Consider the following 19662-nt stretch of genomic DNA (forward strand, 5'->3'; position numbering starts at 1 on the left):
ATACCTATGGGTAGCGGGGGCAACGGCCCTGGTGACAGCCCGGGCCCCTGCCCCTGGCCCTGACCACTGGCCCTGACCACTGGCCCTGGTCCCTGCCCTCAGCCGCCCAGCAGCGACCGGTAGCGATCCACCGCGATCTCGGCGATCAGCGGGTGGTCGCCCAGCGGCGCCGCCACCAGATCCGCGCCGGCCCGCTGGAGCTGAGCGTGGAAGTATCCGGGTGCCAGTAGATACGTGGCGAGCGCCACTCGGGCTCCGGTGCGTTTGCGAGCCTGTGCCACGGCGTCGGCGACCGAGGGCTGCGCCGCGGCGATGAAGCCGACCGTCACCGTGCGCTGCAGCTGCGCGGAGAGCAGGGCGCCCATCTGCTCACCCATCTCCTGTCCCGCGCGGTCCCGGGTGCCGGCGACCGCCATCACCACCGCGTCATCGGGCTGCGCCCCCGCCTCCTGAAGCCGCTGTTCCATCACCTCGGCGAGCCGGGGATCCGGGCCGAGCGGTCCCGCGGCAAGTGCCTCATGACCGGCGACCGCGCTGGCGATGTCCTCACCCACGTGGAGCCCGGTGGACAGCAGCAGCGGCACCACCACCACTGCCGGCGGGGTGTCCTCCTCACGGGTGCGCACCGTGGCGCGTGCCGGGGCCAGCTGTGCCACGACCTGGGAGACCTCCGGGCTCTGCACATCCACATAGGCCTCCCGCACCGCGACGGAAGGGAGCTGCTCGGAGATCCGGCGCAGGATCGCCCGGACCACGTCGCGGCCCTCACGCTGCCGGGTTCCGTGCGCGCAGCCGATGAGCACCGGCACCGCGGTAACGTCCGGCTTCTCGGTCGAAGGCAGTGCCTCCCGCCCCGCGCCGCGCGCTCGAGGGGCGGAGGAAGGAGCCTCCAGGAACCCCTCAGCCGAGGTACGGCCCACCGTGATCACCGCCGGATAGCCGATGCCGGCCTCCCGCACCCTCTCCTCGATCGAGGCCAGGGTGCCTCGCACACTCCGCTGCTCGGGCAGGGTCGCGCTCTGCACCACGGCAACCGGGGTCTCGGGCGGGACGCCGTTCAGCAGCGCCTGGGAGACCAGCCTGGGAAGCCACCCCACCCCCATCATCAGCACCGTGGTGGTGCCGGGATCCCGGAGCGCGGCGAGATCCGCGGGACCGAGATCTCCGTGGGCATTGACCACGTGCAGCGCGACCGCAGCACCGCGATGGGTGACAGGAATATCCCCGGCCGCGGGCCCCGCGATGGCTGAGGTCACCCCGGGCACCACCTGCACCTCGACGCCGGCCGCGCGACAGGCCAGGACCTCCTCGCCGCCGCGACCCAGCAGGAACGGGTCCCCACCTTTGAGCCGCACCACCCGGTGGCCGGCCTGGGCCTGCTCGACCAGCAGCGCTCCGATCTGCTCCTGAGTGCGGGAGGGGTGCCCGGGGGTCTTGCCCACATCGATCACCGTCACGTCCGGGCCCAGCAGCTCGGTGAGGCCGCGCGGCCCCAGCCGGTCCATGACCACCACGTCCGCCTGCTGCAGCAGGTGCAGCCCGCGCACTGTGATCAGGTCAAGGGCACCGGGCCCGCCGCCCACCAGCGCCACGGCACCGGGGGTGAGCGCCGCGCCGCCCAGCACCCCGTCGAACGAGGGGAGCGCCGCGGTCACGGGGCTGTCCCGGCGGCGTCGGAGGCGTGGGGCAGCGGTGTGGCCGCGACCAGCACCCGGCCGTCCCGCACCTCCGCCGCGTGCACCGCGATCGGGAGCTTCTCGCCACCGCCCGCGTCGAGCACCTCCCCGGTGTCGAGGTTCCAGACCTGCTTGTACATCGGGGAGGCGATGGTGGGTACCAGCTGCTCGGGCTCCTCCCCGTCGTCGGTGAGCTCATGCGAGCCGATCAGTCCGCGCGAGAGCACGTTCGACCCGGAGTACGGGTCGCGCTGCTGACAGGCGCGCACGGAGTCGTCGGCCAGGCGGAACACCGCCACCTGGTCGCTGCCGAGCAGCGCCGCGACGCCACGCTCGACGGAGAGGTCGCTGAGCGCGCAGATATCGATCATGGTCGGGTCCTGGGCGTTCATCGCCCCTCCTCCGGGGTGTCGACGGAATCGCCCAGCGGGCTGGTCGCCCCCAGGCTGAGTGAGGCGAGCGCACGGGCGCGCACCGGGTCGGGCGCGGTGTGCTCGTCCATCTCGTTGGCGGGACGCATCTGCCCGCGCTCGGGCACCCAGGCGAGGTCCGGATCGGCCACCCCGGGAGCGTTGATGAACGACACGAACTTCGCCATGCGCTGCGGATCGTTCAGGGTGGCGGTCCACTCGTCCTCGTAGGTCGCGACGTGGTTCGCCATCTGCGCCTCGAGCTCCTCGCCGATGCCGAGGGAATCCTCGACGATCACGCGACGAAGCTCCTCGATCCCGCCCTCGCGATCCTCGACCCAGCGCGCGGTGCGCTGGACCTTGTCGGCCTCCTGGATGTACAGCATCAGGAAGCGGTCGATGCATCTGACGAGGTTCTCATCGTCGAGGTCCTCGATGAGCAGCTGGGCATGGGCCGGCTGCGCACCGCCGTTGCCGCCGACGTACAGGTTCCAGCCCTTGGTCGTCGCGATCACGCCGACGTCCTTGGCCCGAGCCTCGGCGCACTCGCGCGCGCAACCGGAGACGCCGACCTTCAGCTTGTGCGGGGAGCGCAGGCCGCGGTACCTCCGCTCGAGCGCGACGGCCATCGAGGTGGAGTCCTGCACGCCATAGCGGCACCAGGTGGAGCCCACGCAGGACTTCACCATCCGCAGCGACTTGCCGTAGGCGTGGCCGGATTCGAAGCCCGCGTCGACCAGACGCCGCCAGATCTCCGGCAGCTGATCCAGCCTCGCTCCGAACATGCCGATCCGCTGGGCACCGTTGAGCTTGAGGTAGAGCCCGTAGTCGATGGCGACCTGGGCGAGGACCAGCAGCTGTTCGGGAGTGACCTCGCCGGCGGGCATCCGCGGGATCACCGAATAGGTGCCGTTCTTCTGGATGTTCGCCATCACGTGATCGTTGGTGTCCTGGAGCGAGCCCAGCTGCTCGCCGACCGGCGAGTGCAGGCGCCCGGAGGTGGTGCCGAGGCTCGACAGCAGCGAGGCCACCACGGGCTTGCAGACCGCGCAGCCGCGGCCGCGGCCGAAGGCGGTGACTATCTCGGTGAAGGTCTGCTGACCGCCCGTCTTCACCAGCTGGTACAGCTCGGCGCGGGAGTGGGCGAAGTGCTCGCACATGGCGGTGGAGACAGCGATGCCGGAGCGTTCGAGCTCCTTGTTCAGCAGCTTCGTCAGGGTGGGCACGCAGGAACCGCACACCGTGCCCGCGGTCGTGCACTCCTTGACCTCGCCGAGCGTGGTGCACCCGTGCTCGCTCACCGAGGCGCGGATGGTGCCGGCGGAGACGTTGTTGCAGGAGCAGACCACCGCATCGTCGGGCAGCTCGGCATCGGCCATCGCGTCCCCACCCTCGGGGGCGATCACCGCCGACGGGTCGGCGCCGAGGGCTCGGCCGATCAGAGGGCGCAGCTGCGAGAACAGCTCGATGTCTCCCACGAAGACACCGCCCAGCAGCACCTTCGCGTCATCGGACATCACCAGCTTGCGGTACTTGCGGTTCACAGGGTCGACAAAAGCGACCTCGAGGGCTCCGGCGGTGACGGCGTTGACGTCACCGAAGGCGGCGGCATCCACCCCCACTCCCTTGAGCTTGGTGCCGTCGTCCTTGCGCTGGTGGGTGCGGGTGCCGCCCAGGAAGCGGTCCACGACCACATCGGCCATGTCGTTGCCCGGGGCGATGAGCCCGGCGCAGGCCTCCTGAAAGGAGGCGCATTCGCCGATCGCCCAGATCGCGGGGTCGGAGGTCTGGCAGGAATCGCCGACGACCACGCCGCCGCGCTCGCCGATCGCGAGTCCGGCCTCGCGGGCGAGCCGGTCCCGGGGGCGGATGCCGGTGGAGAAGATGACCACGTCCGCGTCGAGGGTGGAGTCGTCGGAGAGCACTGCGGTGCCGACCTGTCCGTCCCCGGCGGGCTGGAAGCGGGAGGCGCCGACCCCGGTGCGCACGTCGATGCCCTTGTCCTGGATCAGCAGGCGCAGCATCTCCCCGCCGCCCTGGTCGAGCTGGACCGCCATCACCCGGTCGGCGAACTCGACCACGGTCGAGGCGGCACCGAGATCCTGCAGCGCGGCCGCGGCCTCGAGGCCCAGCACGCCGCCGCCGACCACAACGCCGCGGACCTGGCGTCCCAGCGTCTTCTCGCGGAGCGCCACCCATTCGGCGATCTGCTCGACGTCGCCCACGGTGCGATAGGAGAAGATCCCCGGCAGCTCGCTTCCGTCGGCACGCGGCGCCCAGGCCCAGGATCCGGTGGCGAGGATCAGCCGGTCGTAGGGAATGGTGGTGCCGGACGTCGTGGTCACGTGAGCGGCGACCCGGTCGATCGTCTCGGCCTTGTCCCCGGTGAGCAGGCTGATGCGCGGGTCCTCCCAGACGGAGACGTCCAGGGAGAGCAGGTCGGCGTTGCGGGAGGCGAACCAGTTCGACAGGTGCACCCGGTCGTAGGGCTGCTGTGGCTCCTCGCCGATGACGGTGAGCGTCCACGGCCCCTCGGGGTCCTGCGCGCGAAGGCGCGCGGCGAAGCGATGACCGGTCATGCCGCCACCGATCACGACGATGCGCTGATCGGCCAGCGGCGCGTGCTCCGCGGGGGCGATGAGTGGGGAGTGTCCTGGGGTGCTCATGGCTGCTGTTCTCGAACCTCTCGGGGGCCGGGTGGCGTCGCTCATAAGGTAGACGGCGAAATGCGCTCTCCGCAGGACCTTCGTCGGTCCGGCAGGGCGCCGCAGGTGGCGCGGCACGACCCTGCTGTCCGCCCGGTCTCGCAATCCGGACAGGTGGCCTCTGCGCTGTGAAAAGGCCTAATGTGTCGGCATGCAGAAGATCCTTCTCGTAGTTACCGAGCGCGGCTGACGCCCCTCGTCACTACGAGCTGTCATCCGCGCCCCTCCCGAGCCCCTGGCGGAGGGGCTTTTTCGTGCGTCGGCGACAGCACGGCGGAGGGACGAGGAGGTCCACGCATCAGTTCACCGCCATGCCCACCGTCCGAGACGACGAAGGAGTTCCGATGAACGGACAGCAGATGACCGGTGCCAAGGCGCTGGTCGAGTCCCTCAAGCTTGCCGGGGCAGAGGTCGTCTTCGGCCTTCCCGGCGGCGCAATCCTGCCCACCTACGATCCGCTGATGGACGCCGAAGGCCTCCGTCATGTGCTGGTTCGCCATGAGCAGGGTGCCGGGCATGCGGCCAGCGGCTATGCCCACGCCACGGGCAAGGTCGGTGTGTGCCTGGCGACCTCCGGTCCCGGCGCGACCAACCTCATCACGGCCATCGCCGATGCCCAGATGGACTCGATCCCGATGGTGGCGATCACCGGTCAGGTCGGCTCCATGTTCATCGGCACCGACGCCTTCCAGGAGGCGGACATCGTCGGTATGACGATGCCCGTCACCAAGCACAACTTCCTGGTCTCCAAGGCGGAGGACATCCCCAAGGTGATCAAGCAGGCCTTCCACATCGCATCGACCGGCCGTCCCGGCGTGGTGCTGGTGGACGTCACCAAGGACGCCCAGCAGGCGATGACCACCTTCGAGTGGCCCGAAGCGCTCGATCTGCCCGGCTACCGCCCCGACCCGCGCCCGCACAGCAAGCAGATCCGCGAGGCGGTCTCGCTGCTGATGGCCGCCAAGCGGCCCGTCTTCCTGCTCGGCGGCGGCGTGCTGCGCGGCCGTGCGACCGAGGAGGTCGGTGAGCTGATCGAAGTCTCCGGCGCCCCCTTCGTGACCACGCTGATGGCCCGCGGCTCACTCCCGGACTCCCACCCCAGCCACCTGGGCATGCCCGGGATGCACGGCACCGTCGCGGCCGTCTCCGCGCTGCAGCGCTCCGACCTGATCGTCAACATCGGCGCCCGCTTCGACGACCGCGTGACCGGGGTGCTGGAATCCTTCGCCCCCAACGCGAAGATCGTCCACGCCGACATCGACCCGGCGGAGATCTCGAAGAACCGTGACGCTGACGTGCCGATCGTCGGCCAGGCCGCCGAGATCGCCCGCGCGCTGACCGCCGAGCTGCGGGATCGCATCGCTGCCGACGACATCCGAGACTACGAGACCTGGTGGAACACGCTGGACATGCTCCGGGACAACTACCCGCTGGGCTGGACCGAGACCGAGGACGGCCTGACCGCTCCCCAGAAGGTCATCTCGCGCATCGGGGCGATCTCCGGACCGGACTCGATCTATGTCGCGGGCGTGGGCCAGCACCAGATGTGGTCCGCCCAGTTCATCAAGTACGAGAACCCCTACACCTGGCTGAACTCCGGGGGCCTGGGCACCATGGGCTACTCCGTGCCGGCGGCGATGGGTGCGAAGGTGGGCCAGCCGGACAAGGTCGTGTGGTCGATCGACGGCGACGGCTGCTTCCAGATGACCAACCAGGAGCTCGCGACCTGCGTCATCAACAACATTCCGATCAAGGTCGCGATCATCAACAACTCGAGTCTGGGCATGGTGCGCCAGTGGCAGAACTTGTTCTACGACAAGCGCTACTCCAACACCGACCTCAACACCGGGCACGGCTCCCGCCGCATCCCCGACTTCGTCAAGATGGCCGACGCCTATGGCTGCGCCGGTCTGCGCTGCGAGCGCGATGAGGACATCGATGCGACCATCCAGCAGGCGATGGAGATCAACGATCGTCCGGTGATCGTGGACTTCACCGTCAGCGCCGACGCGATGGTCTGGCCGATGGTGCCGTCCGGCGTCTCCAACGACGAGATTCAGATCGCGCAGGGCATGAGCCCCGAGTGGGAGAGGGACATCTGATCATGACCATGAACATGTCGACCCAGACCGCCGCATCGCCGGCTGTCAGCACGTCCGATTTCGTGATGACCCCGGAGAACCAGACCCTCTCGGTGCTGGTGGAGAACAAGCCCGGTGCGCTCACCCGCGTCACCGCGCTCTTCTCCCGCCGCGGGTACAACATCTCCTCGCTCGCGGTCGGACCGACCGAGCATCCGGAGATCTCCCGCATCACCGTGGTCGTCGACGTCGACCAGCGGCGTCTCGAGCAGATCACCAAGCAGCTGAACAAGCTGGTGAACGTGCTCAAGATCGTCCAGCTCGACGCCCGTTCCACGGTGCAGCGCGAACTCATCCTGATCAAGGTCACCGCGGACAACTCCACCCGCACCTCGGTGCTCGAGATCGTGCAGATGTTCCGGGCCAAGGTGGTCGATGCGGCCGCCGACTCGGTGACCGTCGAGGCCACCGGCACCCAGGACAAGCTCAGCGCACTGCTGGGGATGCTCGAATCCTTCGGCATCCGCGAGATCGTCAAGTCCGGTGAGGTCGCGATCGGTCGCGGTGGACGCGCGATCACCGACCGCAGCCTCCTGGGCTGAACCTCCCGGGCCGAATCTCCACCAGTGAGACGATCGCTCACCATTCAAGACACTCGGCGATAGGATCGACCTGTCGCCTGCACCCCGAACACGAAGGAGCACAACGTGGCTGAGATCTACTACGACGACAATGCCGATCTGTCCATCATCCAGGGCAAGAAGGTCGCTGTCGTCGGCTTCGGCTCCCAGGGCCATGCCCATGCGCTGAACCTGCGCGACAGCGGCGTCGAGGTCCGCGTGGGCCTCCGCGACGGCTCGAAGTCCGCCGCCAAGGCCCAGGAAGAGGGGCTCACCGTCGGGACCGTGGCCGAGGTCTCCGAGTGGGCGGATCTGATCATGATCCTCACCCCCGACCAGGACCAGCGGAAGGTCTACGCCGAGTCGATCCAGCCGCACCTCTCCGAAGGCAAGGCACTCGCCTTCGCGCACGGGTTCAACATCCGCTTCGGCTACATCGAGGTCCCCACGGGCGTCGACGTGCTGCTGATCGCGCCGAAGGCTCCGGGTCACACCGTGCGCCGTGAGTACGTCGCCGGCCGTGGCATCCCGGACATCGTCGCCGTCGAGCAGGACGCCACCGGCGGCGCCTGGGAGCTCGCACTCTCCTACGCCAAGGGCATCGGCGGCACCCGCGCCGGCGTCATCAAGACCACCTTCACCGAAGAGACCGAGACCGACCTGTTCGGTGAGCAGGCTGTGCTCTGCGGCGGCATGAGCCACCTGGTCCAGGCCGGCTTCGAAACCCTCTCCGAGGCCGGCTACCAGCCCGAGATCGCCTACTTCGAGGTGCTCCACGAGCTCAAGCTGATCGTTGACCTCATGTTCGAGGGCGGCATCGCCAAGCAGCGTTGGTCGATCTCCGACACCGCCGAGTACGGCGACTACGTCTCCGGCCCGCGCATCATCACCGCCGACACCAAGAAGGCCATGAAGGACGTCCTCGCGGACATCCAGAGCGGCGCCTTCGCCAAGCGTTTCATCGAGGACCAGGACGCCGGCGCGCCGGAGTTCAAGGAGCTGCGCGAGACCGAGGCGAAGCACCAGATCGAGGTCGTCGGAAAGGACCTGCGCAAGATGTTCTCCTGGAGCGCACAGGCAGTCGACACCGACTACGTCGAGGGCAGCGCCGCGCGCTGATCGACCTCTTCTGCCGCGACGGCGGGCGCACCCTCAGGGTGCGCCCGCCGTTCGCATATGCGCACTGTGCAACCCGTCGAACTGTTCTGCCGCCGCACCGCGCCGGGGGAGGTCAATGCGGAGTGAACTCCCGGTGAACGTTTACGATCGACGGGTATCAGCAACGTGGAGACGATCGATCCCCATGCTGACCGCATCGGGCCGAGTGGAGCGAGAGAAGACGTAGTCGTGGCGATGAACCTGTTCGAGCGGGTGCGATCCAGCCGACTGATGGACCCCGTGCGCGACACCGTGGCATGGGACGCGGCGCGCACAACCCGCAACGCGGTGCAACGATCCGTGCAGCGCTCCAGATCTCTTGCCACGACCGTGCGCTCTTCGAGATCCGTGCCTTCTTCGATGATCGGTCCGGACCTCGTCACGTACCGCAGCGCCCACTGGCATCGCGTCCCCGCCATGCTCGACCGCGAGGTGTACGCGCGTAACTTCGAGCTCGTCGTCGACCTGCTGGAGAGAGCCTGTATCCCGTGGTGGTGGGTCGACGGGGTGGGCCACCGGGGGCGGCGCGTCATCGCGGTGCACCTCGATTCAAGAGCACAGGTTCGAGCGGCCCTGGAGAAGGGTGCGCAGGACAGCGCCCACGGAGCCGCGTGGCGGATCACGGATGCACTGGCCAAGGGGTCGGAATACGCACTCGGAGGAATCGTGCGCTGGGAAGACGGTCTCGATGACTCCGGCGTCTGGCGCATCTCAGAGTGCCTCATGTTCGATGGAAGCGACCGAAAACTGGCTCTAGCCTACGGCTGCGATATCGAATTCTGGGAGACCGACCCGGTCGATGACACTGTGACGGCGCCGCGCGAGAACAGGGCAGCTCGAACCCTGGGAGCGGAAGCGTCCCGCCTGGTCACCGCTGAGCGGGACGGCCGTGACGTAAAGATCCCGCAAGTCTTCTTGCAGCCGATGCTGGATGACGTCAGGTTCCCGATCGACGTGGTCTATACCTGGGTCGACGGCTCCGACCCTGCGTGGCTCGTTCGGAAGGCGAGGGCTGCCGGAGCAGAGGACTCGCCCGAGCTCCACGCAGAAGCCACTGATCCTGCTCGTTTTCGATCGCGCGATGAGCTGAGATACTCGCTGCGATCGCTCGACGACTTCGCGCCGTGGGTGCGTCACGTCTATCTGGTGACCGACCAGCAGCAGCCAGCATGGCTGGACAGCGAGGGCGCGAAGCTCACGATCGTCGACCACCGGGATATTTTTCCGGACGATGGGCGACTGCCGGTGTTCAACTCGAATGCCATCATCAGCAGGCTCCACCATATTGAGGGGCTGAGCGAGCATTTCCTCTACATGAATGACGACGTGATGCTCACGCGCCCCGTCACTCCGGAGCAGTTCTTCACCGGTTCCGGGCTCGCGCTCGTCTCACCGTCCAACAATCGCCGCCCCTTCATCGATCCCTCCGTGGACCACGAGCCGCATCTGAACATCACAGCGAATATCCGGCAGCTCATGTTGGATGCGACTGGGGTCAACGTCTCCCGCGCCATCAAGCACACCCCCCATCCCATGCTCCGCAGCGTGCTGTACGAGCTGGAGAAGCTCTTCGGCGAGGCGTACGAGATGACCACCAGGTCGCAGTTCCGCCACCACGATGACATTGTCGCTGACCAGCTGCATCACTACTATGCGCAGTCGACGGCCCGCGCAGTGCCCGGCCAGTTGAGATACACCTATCTGAACGTCCTGGACGACTCATTCATCCCAGTATTCAACGGTTTCTCTGAGAAGCGCGATCGGGATGCCATCTGTGTGAATGATGCGCCGGTGCCGGGGGCGAGGCCCATTCCTGACAGTTTCGTTCAGGCCTTCCTGGACAATAATTTTCCCGCACCTTCTCGTTTCGAGTGCAGGACGTAGTTCTCCATGACATGAGGCCTCCGCCATGTCGACGACCAAGGACCCCATCGCCGCGCGTTCCGAAGAGAGTCAATGCCACATCCACGTTTTGCCATCATCTCCGCCGTCTACAACGTCTCCACGTACCTGCCGGAGTACTTTGCGTCGTTGGATGCCCAGACGTATCCGCATGACCGGATACGGGTTGTTCTGGTCAATGATGGATCGCTCGACGGCTCCGAGGCGCTCTGCGAGGAGTGGGCGCGCCTCACCGACATCCGGGTCGAGGTGATCCACCAGGAGAACGCTGGTCAAGCAGCGGCGCGCAACACGGGAATCGGTCACCTGCAGGATGAGGACTGGGTGACGTTCACCGATCCTGACGACTTCCTCGACGCAGAGTTCTTCACAGAGATCTCGAAGTATCTGGAGAGCGATGACGATGTCGAGCTGGTGGCGGGGCACCACATCGACTACTGGGAGGACGAACCCGACAGAGGGGACAGCCATGCGCTGAGGTTCCGATTCGCGAGCGGGAACCGGAGCGTCGATCTCGAACGGTACCCGCGGAACTTCCACATGCATGTGGCGTCTTCGTGCCTCCGCGTCGACGTGCTCCGGAAAGCTGATCTCCTTTTTGATGTCCGAGTGCGGCCGGTGTTCGAAGATGCGCATCTGCTGGCCAAGTACCTTCTCGAATTCGACCGTCCCGTCGTCGCCTTCTTGGACACCGCGCAGTACCACTATCGGCGTCGCGGCGACGGCAGCTCGACCATGCAGAACGCCAAGACTGACCCTCGTAGGTACACGGACGTCCTTGAGTTCGGCACCCTGGACCTCCTCCATCACGCCATCGAGCGGAAGGGCCGTGTTCCGGATTGGGTGCAGTATGAGGTGATCTATGACCTGACGTGGATCTACCGCAACGAGGACGCGCTCCACGGGACCTATCGTCCGCTGAGCCTCGAGACGTGCGATCGCTACCATCAGCTCGCAGGCGCTGCCCTGCGCATGCTTGATCCGATGAACATCGAGGGATACTCCGATGTCAAGCGGACGACCGCGCAGCGGGAGGCGATGGTGCATGGCTATGCAGAGCATCCGTGGCGCTGGGATGCAGTAGTCATCGATGGAGTCGACGAGGAGAAGGGTCTCGTCAAACTCGTGTATCACTTCACCGGAGCATCACCGGAGGAAGAGATTCGCGTCGGCGGTCGACCCGTCGAGCCCCGCCATGCCAAGACGCGCGACTTCACGTACCTGCGCCGCACCCTGCTGCACGAGCGCGTGCTGTGGGTTCCGCTGAACGGGACATTGAGCATCCGCCTTGATGGGCAGTCGGTCCCCCTCACCTCGCAATGGCCCGGCGGCGCGATGACTGCTGTGCGGCCTGCGCAGGTCCGTCGGATGCGCAAGCAGGACCACCGCGGCGCCGCGAACGTCATCGAAGCCTCCCGGCACTCGAAGACTCGTAAGCAGAAGCTGACCGATGGCCAGAAGAAGTTGAGACGAGCAGAGATGCTCGCGGTCAGGCCGCCGTTCAAGAAAATGTTCCGCGACGCCTGGGTGCTCATGGACCGCAGCCAGAACGCGCACGACAACGCAGAGCATCTCTTCCGGTACCTCCGCTCACACCGTCGAGAAATAAATGCCTGGTTCGTGGTGAAGAAGGGATCGCCCGACTGGGACAGGCTCCGCGCTGAAGGTTTCAAGCGCCTGATCCCGCACGGCAGCCTGCTCTGGATGATTCTCTGCCTCAATGCGACCCATATGATCTCTTCCCATATCGACCAGTACGTGGTGGAGCCGTTCGCGCGGCGAGGCGGTTGGCGATGGAAATATGTCTTCCTGCAGCACGGTGTGACGCAAGCAGACCTGTCCCGCTGGCTGAATACGAAAACCGTGGACCTCGTGGTGACGGCGTCCAGGGATGAGAGGGATTCGATCGCGGGAGATGGTTCGAATTATATCTTTACGACGAAAGAAGTGGTCCGGACGGGCTTCCCGCGCCATGATCGACTGGTCAAGATGTCTCGCGAGAGCGACCAGCGCAGTTCACGCAACCACATCGTGCTGATGCCGACCTGGCGTGCTTATTTCTCCGGGGCAGTGGTGGCGGGGACGGGGGAGCGAGCCCTCAACCCGCTGTTCTTCGAGTCTCAGTTCGCGAGAGAGTGGAGGTCTCTCGCCTCGTCGCAGGAGCTTCAGGGCCTCGGCGACCGGCACGGTGTGGAGATCGTATTCATGCCGCACCCGAATCTGGAGCCATATCTGGGCGAGTTCGATCTTCCGCCCCACGTGCGAGTGGTCTCCTATGCGGAGGCGGATGTGCAGGAGATGATCGCGGGCGCGGCGGTCGTGGTAACGGATTATTCATCCATCGCCTTTGATGCAGCCGTGGCGGAGCGACCCGTGATCTACTTCCAGTTCGATCGGGAGGACTTCCTCAGCGGAGGGCACATCGGTCGCCCCGGGTACTTCGACTATGAAGAGCTCGGATTCGGTCCGGTCGTCGGCGACGTCGCCGGGGTGATCGCCGAGGGCGCGGAGGTCGCTGAACAGGGTTTCCGTGTCCCCGAGCCGTACGCGGCACGTACGGAGGCGGTCTTCGGAGGCGTCCGCGGTGGGGCATCCAAGCGCGTCGTCGAAGCGATAGAGGAGCTCCGCAGGCCTCTCAGCAGGCGTGAACTGGGGACTCCGGTGCCGACGCCCCCAGCACCCCCGATCGCGTACGAGCAGTAGCAGCCGAGAATTCCGGGCGGGCCTCGAGGACGGGACCAAGAACGAGGACCTCGAGACCGTGGAGATCGAGGCCGTGATGCTGAGCTGGTCTCCGCCGTGAACCCTGACGGCGTCTCGCATCCTGACAGGCATGACCGCATGGCGGACAGCGGTTTAAGCTGTCCCGGTACCCGTCGCTCCCGAGGATGCGTGCGACGACAACCATCCTTACCGGAGGAGTTACCGTGACGCGTCCCGTCGTGCTCATCGCAGAAGAGCTGTCGCCCGCGACCGTCGAGGTCCTGGGGTCGGACATCGAGGTCAGGAATGTGGACGGCACCGACCGTCCCGCCCTGCTGGCGGCGGTCCAGGAGGCCGACGCCCTGATGGTCCGCTCCGCGACCCAGGTCGATGCCGAGGTCTATGCCGCGGCGAAGCAGCTGAAGGTGGTCGCGCGCGCTGGCGTGGGTCTGGACAACGTGGACGTGCCCGCCGCCACCAGCGCGGGCGTCATGGTCATCAACGCTCCAACCTCGAACATCACCTCCGCCGCCGAGCTCGCGGTCGCGCTGATCCTGGCCTCGCTGCGCAACCTCGGCCGTGCCGATGCCTCGGTGAAAGCCGGGAAGTGGGAGCGTAAGCAGCTCACCGGTGTGGAGCTGCTGGGCAAGACGGTGGGCGTGGTGGGCTTCGGCCGTATCGGCCAGCTGGTCGCCGAGCGGCTGCGTCCCTTCGGCGTGAATCTCCTGGCCTACGACCCCTACGTCAACCATGCCCGGGCCGCTGAGCTCGGCGCGCGCGTGGTCGAGCTCGACGAGCTGATGGGTGAGGCGGATGTCGTCACCGTGCACATGCCCAAGACCCCCGAGACCACCGGTCTGATCGGTGCTGAGCAGTTCGCGCTCGCGAAGCCCTCCCTGCATGTCGTCAACGCCGCCCGCGGCGGCCTGATCGACGAGGAAGCCCTCTTCGACGCGCTCTCCTCCGACCGCATCGCCGGCGCCGCATTGGATGTCTACACCTCTGAGCCGCCGTCGGCTTCCGACACTGCGAAGCGTCTGCTCGAGCTCGACAACGTCACCCTCACCCCGCACCTGGGCGCCTCGACCGCCGAGGCGCAGGAGAAGGCCGGGGTGGCGGTCGCGAAGTCGGTGCGCCTGGCCCTGGCCGGTGAGCTGGTGCCCGACGCGGTCAACGTTGCCGGCGGCGCGATAGATGACCTGGTGCGGCCGGGCGTGGCACTGGCCGATCGGCTCGGTCAGCTGTTCACGACCCTCGCGGGGGAGGCGCCCGAGCTGCTCGACATCGAGGTGCACGGCGAGATCGCCTCGCGCGATGTCACCGCGTTGAAGCTCTCCGCGCTGCGTGGTCTGTTCCGCTCGGTGGTCACCGAGCAGGTCAGCTACGTCAACGCCCCGGTGCTCGCCGAGGAGCGTGGCATCACGGTGCAGCTGGTCACCGATGAGAACTCCGAGCGCTTCCGCAACGTCGTCACCCTGCGCGGCACCCTGCGCGACAGCACAGTCGTCACCGTCTCCGGCACGCTCAGCGGCGTGGATCAGGAGCACAAGCTCACCGAGGTCTTCGGCCACGCGCTGGACGTCGCGATGAGCGACCACCTGCTGATCATCCGCTACGAGGACGGCCCGGGCCTGATCGGCACCTACGGGCTCCGCCTCGGTGAGGCCGGAGTCAACATCGCCGGCATGCAGGTCTCTCGCGCCGGCCACACCCGCGGCGCCGAGGCGCTGGTGGTCCTGAACCTGGATGAGTCCGTGGACCGCGAGTTCGCCGAGGAGCTCGGCGCTGCGATCGACGCGCGGTCCATCCACGCCGTCGACCTCGTCTACTGATCGTTTCCCGAAGAACCGGAGTCCTGTCATGAGCACCCCCAGCACCGCCGCCCCCTCGACCGTTCTGAAGCTCGCCGTCATCGAGGGTGATGGCATCGGCCAGGAGGTCGTCCCGCAGGGCCTGCGCGCACTGCGCGCCGCTCTCGAGCCCGTCGGCGTCACCGTGGAGACCACTGATTTCGACCTCGGCGCGGGCCGCTGGCATCGCACCGGCGAGACCCTCACCGACGAGGACATGGCACGCCTGGCGGAGCACGACGCGATTCTGCTGGGTGCTGTCGGCGATCCCGGCGTGCCTTCGGGCGTGCTCGAGCGGGGGCTGCTGCTCAAGCTCCGTTTCGCCTTCGACCACTTCGTGAACCTGCGCCCCACCCGGCTCTTCCCCGGGGTCTCCTCACCGCTCGCGAATCCCGGTGAGATGGACTTCGTGGTGGTCCGTGAAGGTACGGAGGGCCCCTACGTCGGCAATGGCGGCTCGCTGCGCACCGGCACGCCGCTGGAGGTCGCCACCGAGGTCTCCCTGAACACCGCCGTCGGCGTCGAGCGCGTGGTGCGCTATGCCTTCGAGCAGGCAGAGCGCCGCCGCAAGAAGCTCACACTGGTCCACAAGCACAACGTGCTGGTCCACGCCGGGCACCTCTACCGCCGCATCGTCGAGCAGGTCGCGGCCGAGCACCCCGAGGTCGAGGTCGACTACGCGCACGTCGACGCGATGATGATCTACCTGGTCACCGATCCGAGCCGCTTCGACGTCATCGTCACCGATAACCTCTTCGGCGATATCGTCACCGACCTCGCCGCCGCCGTCGGCGGCGGCATCGGCCTCGCCGCGAGCGGCAACATCAACCCCACCGGCGCCTTCCCCTCGATGTTCGAGCCGGTCCACGGCTCGGCGCCCGACATCGCCGGCAAGAACCTCGCCGACCCGACCGCCACCGTGCTCTCGGTCGCGATGCTGCTGGACCATCTGGGACAGCTGGAACCGGCCGCCGCAGTGCGCGCCGCAGTCGAGAACGACCTGGCCGCGCGGGCCGGCTCCGACGAGCTCTCGGCGCGGGGGACCACACAGATCGGTGACGACCTGGTCGCCGCGATCTCCGGGCGCTGAACGCCTGACCCTGACACACTGACCCTGCCCCCTTCAACGAGGAGAACCCCGTGAGCGCGCTCGACTTCATCCAGACCAGCACCACTCGCCGAGTCGGCGACGACGAGCGCGCGCAGATTCTCGCCGATCCGGGTTTCGGTCAGCACTACACGGACTTCATGGCGCACGCCCGCTGGACCGCGGAGGGCGGCTGGGCCGACGCGGAGGTCGTGCCCTTCGGCCCGCTGCAGCTCTCTCCCGCTGCCGCAGTGCTCCACTACGGTCAGGAGATCTTCGAGGGCCTCAAGGCCTTCCGGCATGCCGACGGCTCGGTGTGGACCTTCCGGCCCGAGGCCAATGCGGAGCGTATGCGCCGCTCTGCTCGGCGCCTCGCGCTGCCCGAGCTCCCGGTCGAGGACTTCCTGGCCTCGCTCACGGCGGCGGTCTCCGCCGATGAGCACTGGGTGCCCGAGGCCACGAGCGAGGAGTCGCTGTACCTGCGGCCCTTCATGTTCGCCAGCGAGGAGTTCCTCGGCGTGCGGGCCTCTCGCACGGTCGACTACTACGTGATCTCCTCCCCGGCCGGACCGTACTTCCCACGCGGCGTGCAGCCGCTGATCGTCTGGATCACCGACGAGTACGCGCGCGCCGGGGCCGGCGGCACCGGTGCAGCGAAGAGCGGCGGCAACTATGCCTCCTCGCTGCTGGGCAAGAACGAGGCTGCCGAGCAGGGGGCCGACGAGGTGCTTTTCCTGGACTCCGAGACGCACACCAGCATCGACGAGCTCTCCGGGATGAACGTCTTCGCGATCACCCGCGACGGCCGCCTGCTCACCCCGGCCCTGACCGGCTCGATCCTCGAAGGTGTCACCCGCTCCTCGATCCTGGCCCTGGCGGCCGATCGCGGTCTCGAGGCGATCGAGCAGCGCCTCGTGATGAGCGAGGTGCTCGAGCAGCTCACCAGCGGAGAGATCACCGAGATGTTCGCCTGCGGCACCGCCGCGGTCATCAACCCGATCGGGGAGTTCCGCGCCAAGGGCGGCTCCTGGACGGTGGGGGATGGGGGTTCCGGCGAGGTCACCCTTGCGCTGCGCAAGGAGCTCACTGACATCCAGTACGGCCGGATCCCGGACCGTCACAGCTGGCTGACCCGGTTGGTGTGAGGACTTGATGACCATCCACGCCGCCTCCGAGGCGACTGCTCCCATCTCCTCGTTCCACCTCTACGACACGACTCTGCGTGACGGCTCCCAGCAGGAGGGCCTGACCCTCTCGGTCACCGACAAGCTCGCCGTGGCCCGCCACCTCGATGAGCTCGGGGTGACATATATCGAGGGCGGCTGGCCCGGTGCCGTCCCGCGCGATACCGAGTTCTTCGCCCGTGCGGCCGGCGAGCTCGAGCTGCGCACCGCCCGGCTCGCCGCCTTCGGCGCGACCCGCAAGGCTGGGGTCGCGGTGGGGGAGGACTCCCAGGTGGCGGCGCTCGCGGACTCGGGCGCACCGACCATCACCCTGGTCGCGAAGTCCGACCTCCGGCATGTCACCGGGGCCCTGCGCACCACCGCTGAGGAGAACCTCGCGATGGTGCGGGACACGGTGGAGCATCTGGTGGGGCTCGGCCGTGAGGTGTTCGTCGATGCGGAGCACTTCTTCGACGGCTTCCTGCATGACCCCGACTACACGACCTCCGTGCTGCTCGCCGCCCATGAGGCGGGGGCCGCGGTGCTGGTCCTGTGCGACACCAACGGCGGAATGCTCCCGCATCAGGTCACCGAGATCATCGAGGAGCTCCGGGAACGGCTGACGGCCGCCGACGCGCAGGACGCCCGGCTCGGCGCCCACACCCATAACGACACCGGCTGCGCGGTCGCCAATGCGATCTCCGCAGTGCGCGCCGGGATCACCCACGTGCAGGGTTGCATCAACGGCTACGGCGAGCGCACCGGCAACGCCGACCTGATCACGGTGATGGCCGATCTCCAGCTCAAGATGGGAATGGACCTGGTGCCGGAGGAGACCTTCGCCGAGACCACCCGCATCGCCCATGCGATCGGCGAGATCGTCAACATGCCGGTGAATGCGCGGGCGCCCTACGTCGGCACGAGCGCCTTCGCCCACAAGGCGGGTCTGCACGCGAGTGCGATCAAGGTGGATCCGGACCTCTACCAGCACACTGATCCTCGCGCGATCGGCAACGACATGCGCATGATCATCTCCGACATGGCCGGACGCGCCTCCATCGAGCTCAAGGGCCGTGAGCTCGGGTTCGACCTGGCTGGCCGCCCCGAGCTGCTCTCGCGTCTGGCCACGACGGTCAAGCAGCGAGAGGCGGTGGGCTATTCCTATGAGGCTGCGGACGCCTCCTTCGAGCTGCTCCTGCTCGACGAGCTCGGGCGCGCGCCCAGCTACTCGACGGTGGAGTCCTGGCGAGCCACCTCGCAGCTGGGACGCGACGGAACCCTCGAGTCTGAGGCGACCGTGAAGCTGGTCGGCGGGGGGAAGGGCCTGGAACGCCGTGAGGTCGCGATCGCCGAGGGCAACGGCCCCGTCAACGCCCTGGACCTCGCCCTGCGGTCCGCCCTGCGAGAGCACCACCCGGAGGTCGATGACTTCGAGCTGCGGGACTTCAAGGTCCGCATCCTCGATGCGCAGCACGGCACGGACGCCACCACGCGGGTGCTGGTGCGCACCTCCGGACGGGGACTCGAGTTCCAGACCGTGGGCGTGGGTCCCAACGTCATCGAGGCTTCATGGGAAGCGATCTACGACGCGTTCACCTACGGGTTGTACAAGTCCGGGGTCTGAGCACGGGTTCCGTGGTCCACGCCCGGTTCGAGCGCTACGCTGGGTGCATGACGACCTACGTGCTGACCGCCATCGGAGACGACCGCCCGGGCCTCGTCGCCGCCCTCGCCGCCGCTGTCGACGAGCAGGGAGGCAACTGGGTCGACAGCCAGCTCGCCCTGCTCGCGGGGAAGTTCGCCGGCATCGTGCAGGTGGACCTTCCTGATGAGCGCGTCGGTGCCTTCCTGGAGTCCCTTCCGGCTCTCGCCGATGAGGTGGGACTCGCGGTCGAGGCGACTGCGGGAGCACCGGAGGGGCGGGCGACGACCCCGCACCGTGCGCTGCGCCTGCATCTGCTGGGCCAGGACCGCACCGGGATGGTCCGCGAGGTGACCTCCGCACTGCGCTCGCAGGGCGCCACCATCGACGGGCTGCGCAGCTGGACCCGGGAGGCCCCGGAGGGCGGCGGCATGCTGTTCGAGGCGGAGGCCGAGCTGCGACTGCCCACTGCAGCCGACGAGGGCGACGTCCGGGACGCGCTCGAGACGATCGCCGCGGAGCTCATGGTCGATCTGGAGCTCGACGACGCGGAATGATCGGGCTCTGCTTGCCTTGACGCGATGTCAGCATTTACGGGACGTGAGCTTTGCCGAATTCTTTAATTCGGAACTCATGTCCAGGCGCGTGCCTCTGACCTCGGAGAA

At 67.5% G+C, this 19662-nt stretch carries 13 protein-coding genes; 10 read left to right on the plus strand and 3 right to left on the minus strand.

Annotated features, from left to right (window positions below; all coding sequences use genetic code 11):
- Window positions 1–98: 98 nt before the first annotated feature.
- Genes cobA through nirB form a run of 3 tightly spaced genes read right to left on the minus strand, consistent with a single transcriptional unit; the run spans window position 99 to window position 4752 of the window.
- On the minus strand, window positions 99–1655 hold the full coding sequence (gene cobA, locus ABD893_RS10130; RefSeq protein ID WP_345079227.1) for a uroporphyrinogen-III C-methyltransferase: 1557 nt from the start codon (window positions 1653–1655) through the stop codon (window positions 99–101).
- Window positions 1652–2068, minus strand: coding sequence for a nitrite reductase small subunit NirD (gene nirD, locus ABD893_RS10135; RefSeq protein WP_345079230.1), 417 nt, complete (start codon window positions 2066–2068; stop codon window positions 1652–1654). Before nirD ends, cobA begins: the two co-directional genes overlap by 4 nt.
- Window positions 2065–4752, minus strand: a complete 2688-nt coding sequence (gene nirB, locus ABD893_RS10140; protein ID WP_345079233.1) for a nitrite reductase large subunit NirB — start codon at window positions 4750–4752, stop codon at window positions 2065–2067. Before nirB ends, nirD begins: the two co-directional genes overlap by 4 nt.
- Before the next feature lie 383 nt (window positions 4753–5135).
- Here nirB and ABD893_RS10145 point away from each other — a divergent pair, with 383 nt between their 5' ends.
- From ABD893_RS10145 to ABD893_RS10190, 10 genes are all read left to right on the plus strand, one after another.
- On the plus strand, window positions 5136–6893 hold the full coding sequence (locus tag ABD893_RS10145) for an acetolactate synthase large subunit (RefSeq protein WP_425548367.1): 1758 nt from the start codon (window positions 5136–5138) through the stop codon (window positions 6891–6893).
- 65 nt (window positions 6894–6958) lie between these two features.
- A complete protein-coding gene (gene ilvN / locus ABD893_RS10150; RefSeq protein WP_345080766.1) occupies window positions 6959–7474 on the plus strand; it encodes an acetolactate synthase small subunit in 516 nt (171 codons plus the stop codon).
- A gap of 105 nt (window positions 7475–7579) precedes the next feature.
- Complete coding sequence (gene ilvC / locus ABD893_RS10155; RefSeq protein WP_345079238.1) at window positions 7580–8611, plus strand: ketol-acid reductoisomerase; 1032 nt, start codon at window positions 7580–7582, stop codon at window positions 8609–8611.
- 234 nt (window positions 8612–8845) lie between these two features.
- On the plus strand, window positions 8846–10534 hold the full coding sequence (locus ABD893_RS10160) for a Stealth CR1 domain-containing protein (protein ID WP_345080770.1): 1689 nt from the start codon (window positions 8846–8848) through the stop codon (window positions 10532–10534).
- Window positions 10535–10606: 72 nt separating this feature from the next.
- Window positions 10607–13255 (plus strand): CDP-glycerol glycerophosphotransferase family protein, encoded by a 2649-nt coding sequence (locus ABD893_RS10165; protein ID WP_345079241.1) that lies wholly within the window; start codon window positions 10607–10609, stop codon window positions 13253–13255.
- 224 nt (window positions 13256–13479) lie between these two features.
- A complete protein-coding gene (gene serA / locus ABD893_RS10170) occupies window positions 13480–15087 on the plus strand; it encodes a phosphoglycerate dehydrogenase (RefSeq protein WP_345079244.1) in 1608 nt (535 codons plus the stop codon).
- 28 nt (window positions 15088–15115) lie between these two features.
- Entirely contained in the window at window positions 15116–16195 is a 1080-nt protein-coding gene (locus ABD893_RS10175) for a 3-isopropylmalate dehydrogenase (RefSeq protein WP_345079247.1), read from the plus strand.
- Between the two features lie 50 nt (window positions 16196–16245).
- The gene (locus ABD893_RS10180; RefSeq protein ID WP_345079250.1) at window positions 16246–17337 is read left to right on the plus strand and encodes a branched-chain amino acid aminotransferase; all 1092 of its coding nucleotides are present in this window, start codon (window positions 16246–16248) and stop codon (window positions 17335–17337) included.
- Between the two features lie 7 nt (window positions 17338–17344).
- Window positions 17345–18979, plus strand: a complete 1635-nt coding sequence (gene cimA, locus ABD893_RS10185) for a citramalate synthase (RefSeq protein ID WP_345079253.1) — start codon at window positions 17345–17347, stop codon at window positions 18977–18979.
- Between the two features lie 47 nt (window positions 18980–19026).
- Complete coding sequence (locus ABD893_RS10190; protein WP_345079256.1) at window positions 19027–19554, plus strand: glycine cleavage system transcriptional repressor; 528 nt, start codon at window positions 19027–19029, stop codon at window positions 19552–19554.
- Window positions 19555–19662: the final 108 nt, after the last annotated feature.

It is taken from the genome of Brachybacterium paraconglomeratum, from assembly GCF_039541415.1.
Classification (GTDB): domain Bacteria; phylum Actinomycetota; class Actinomycetes; order Actinomycetales; family Dermabacteraceae; genus Brachybacterium; species Brachybacterium paraconglomeratum_A.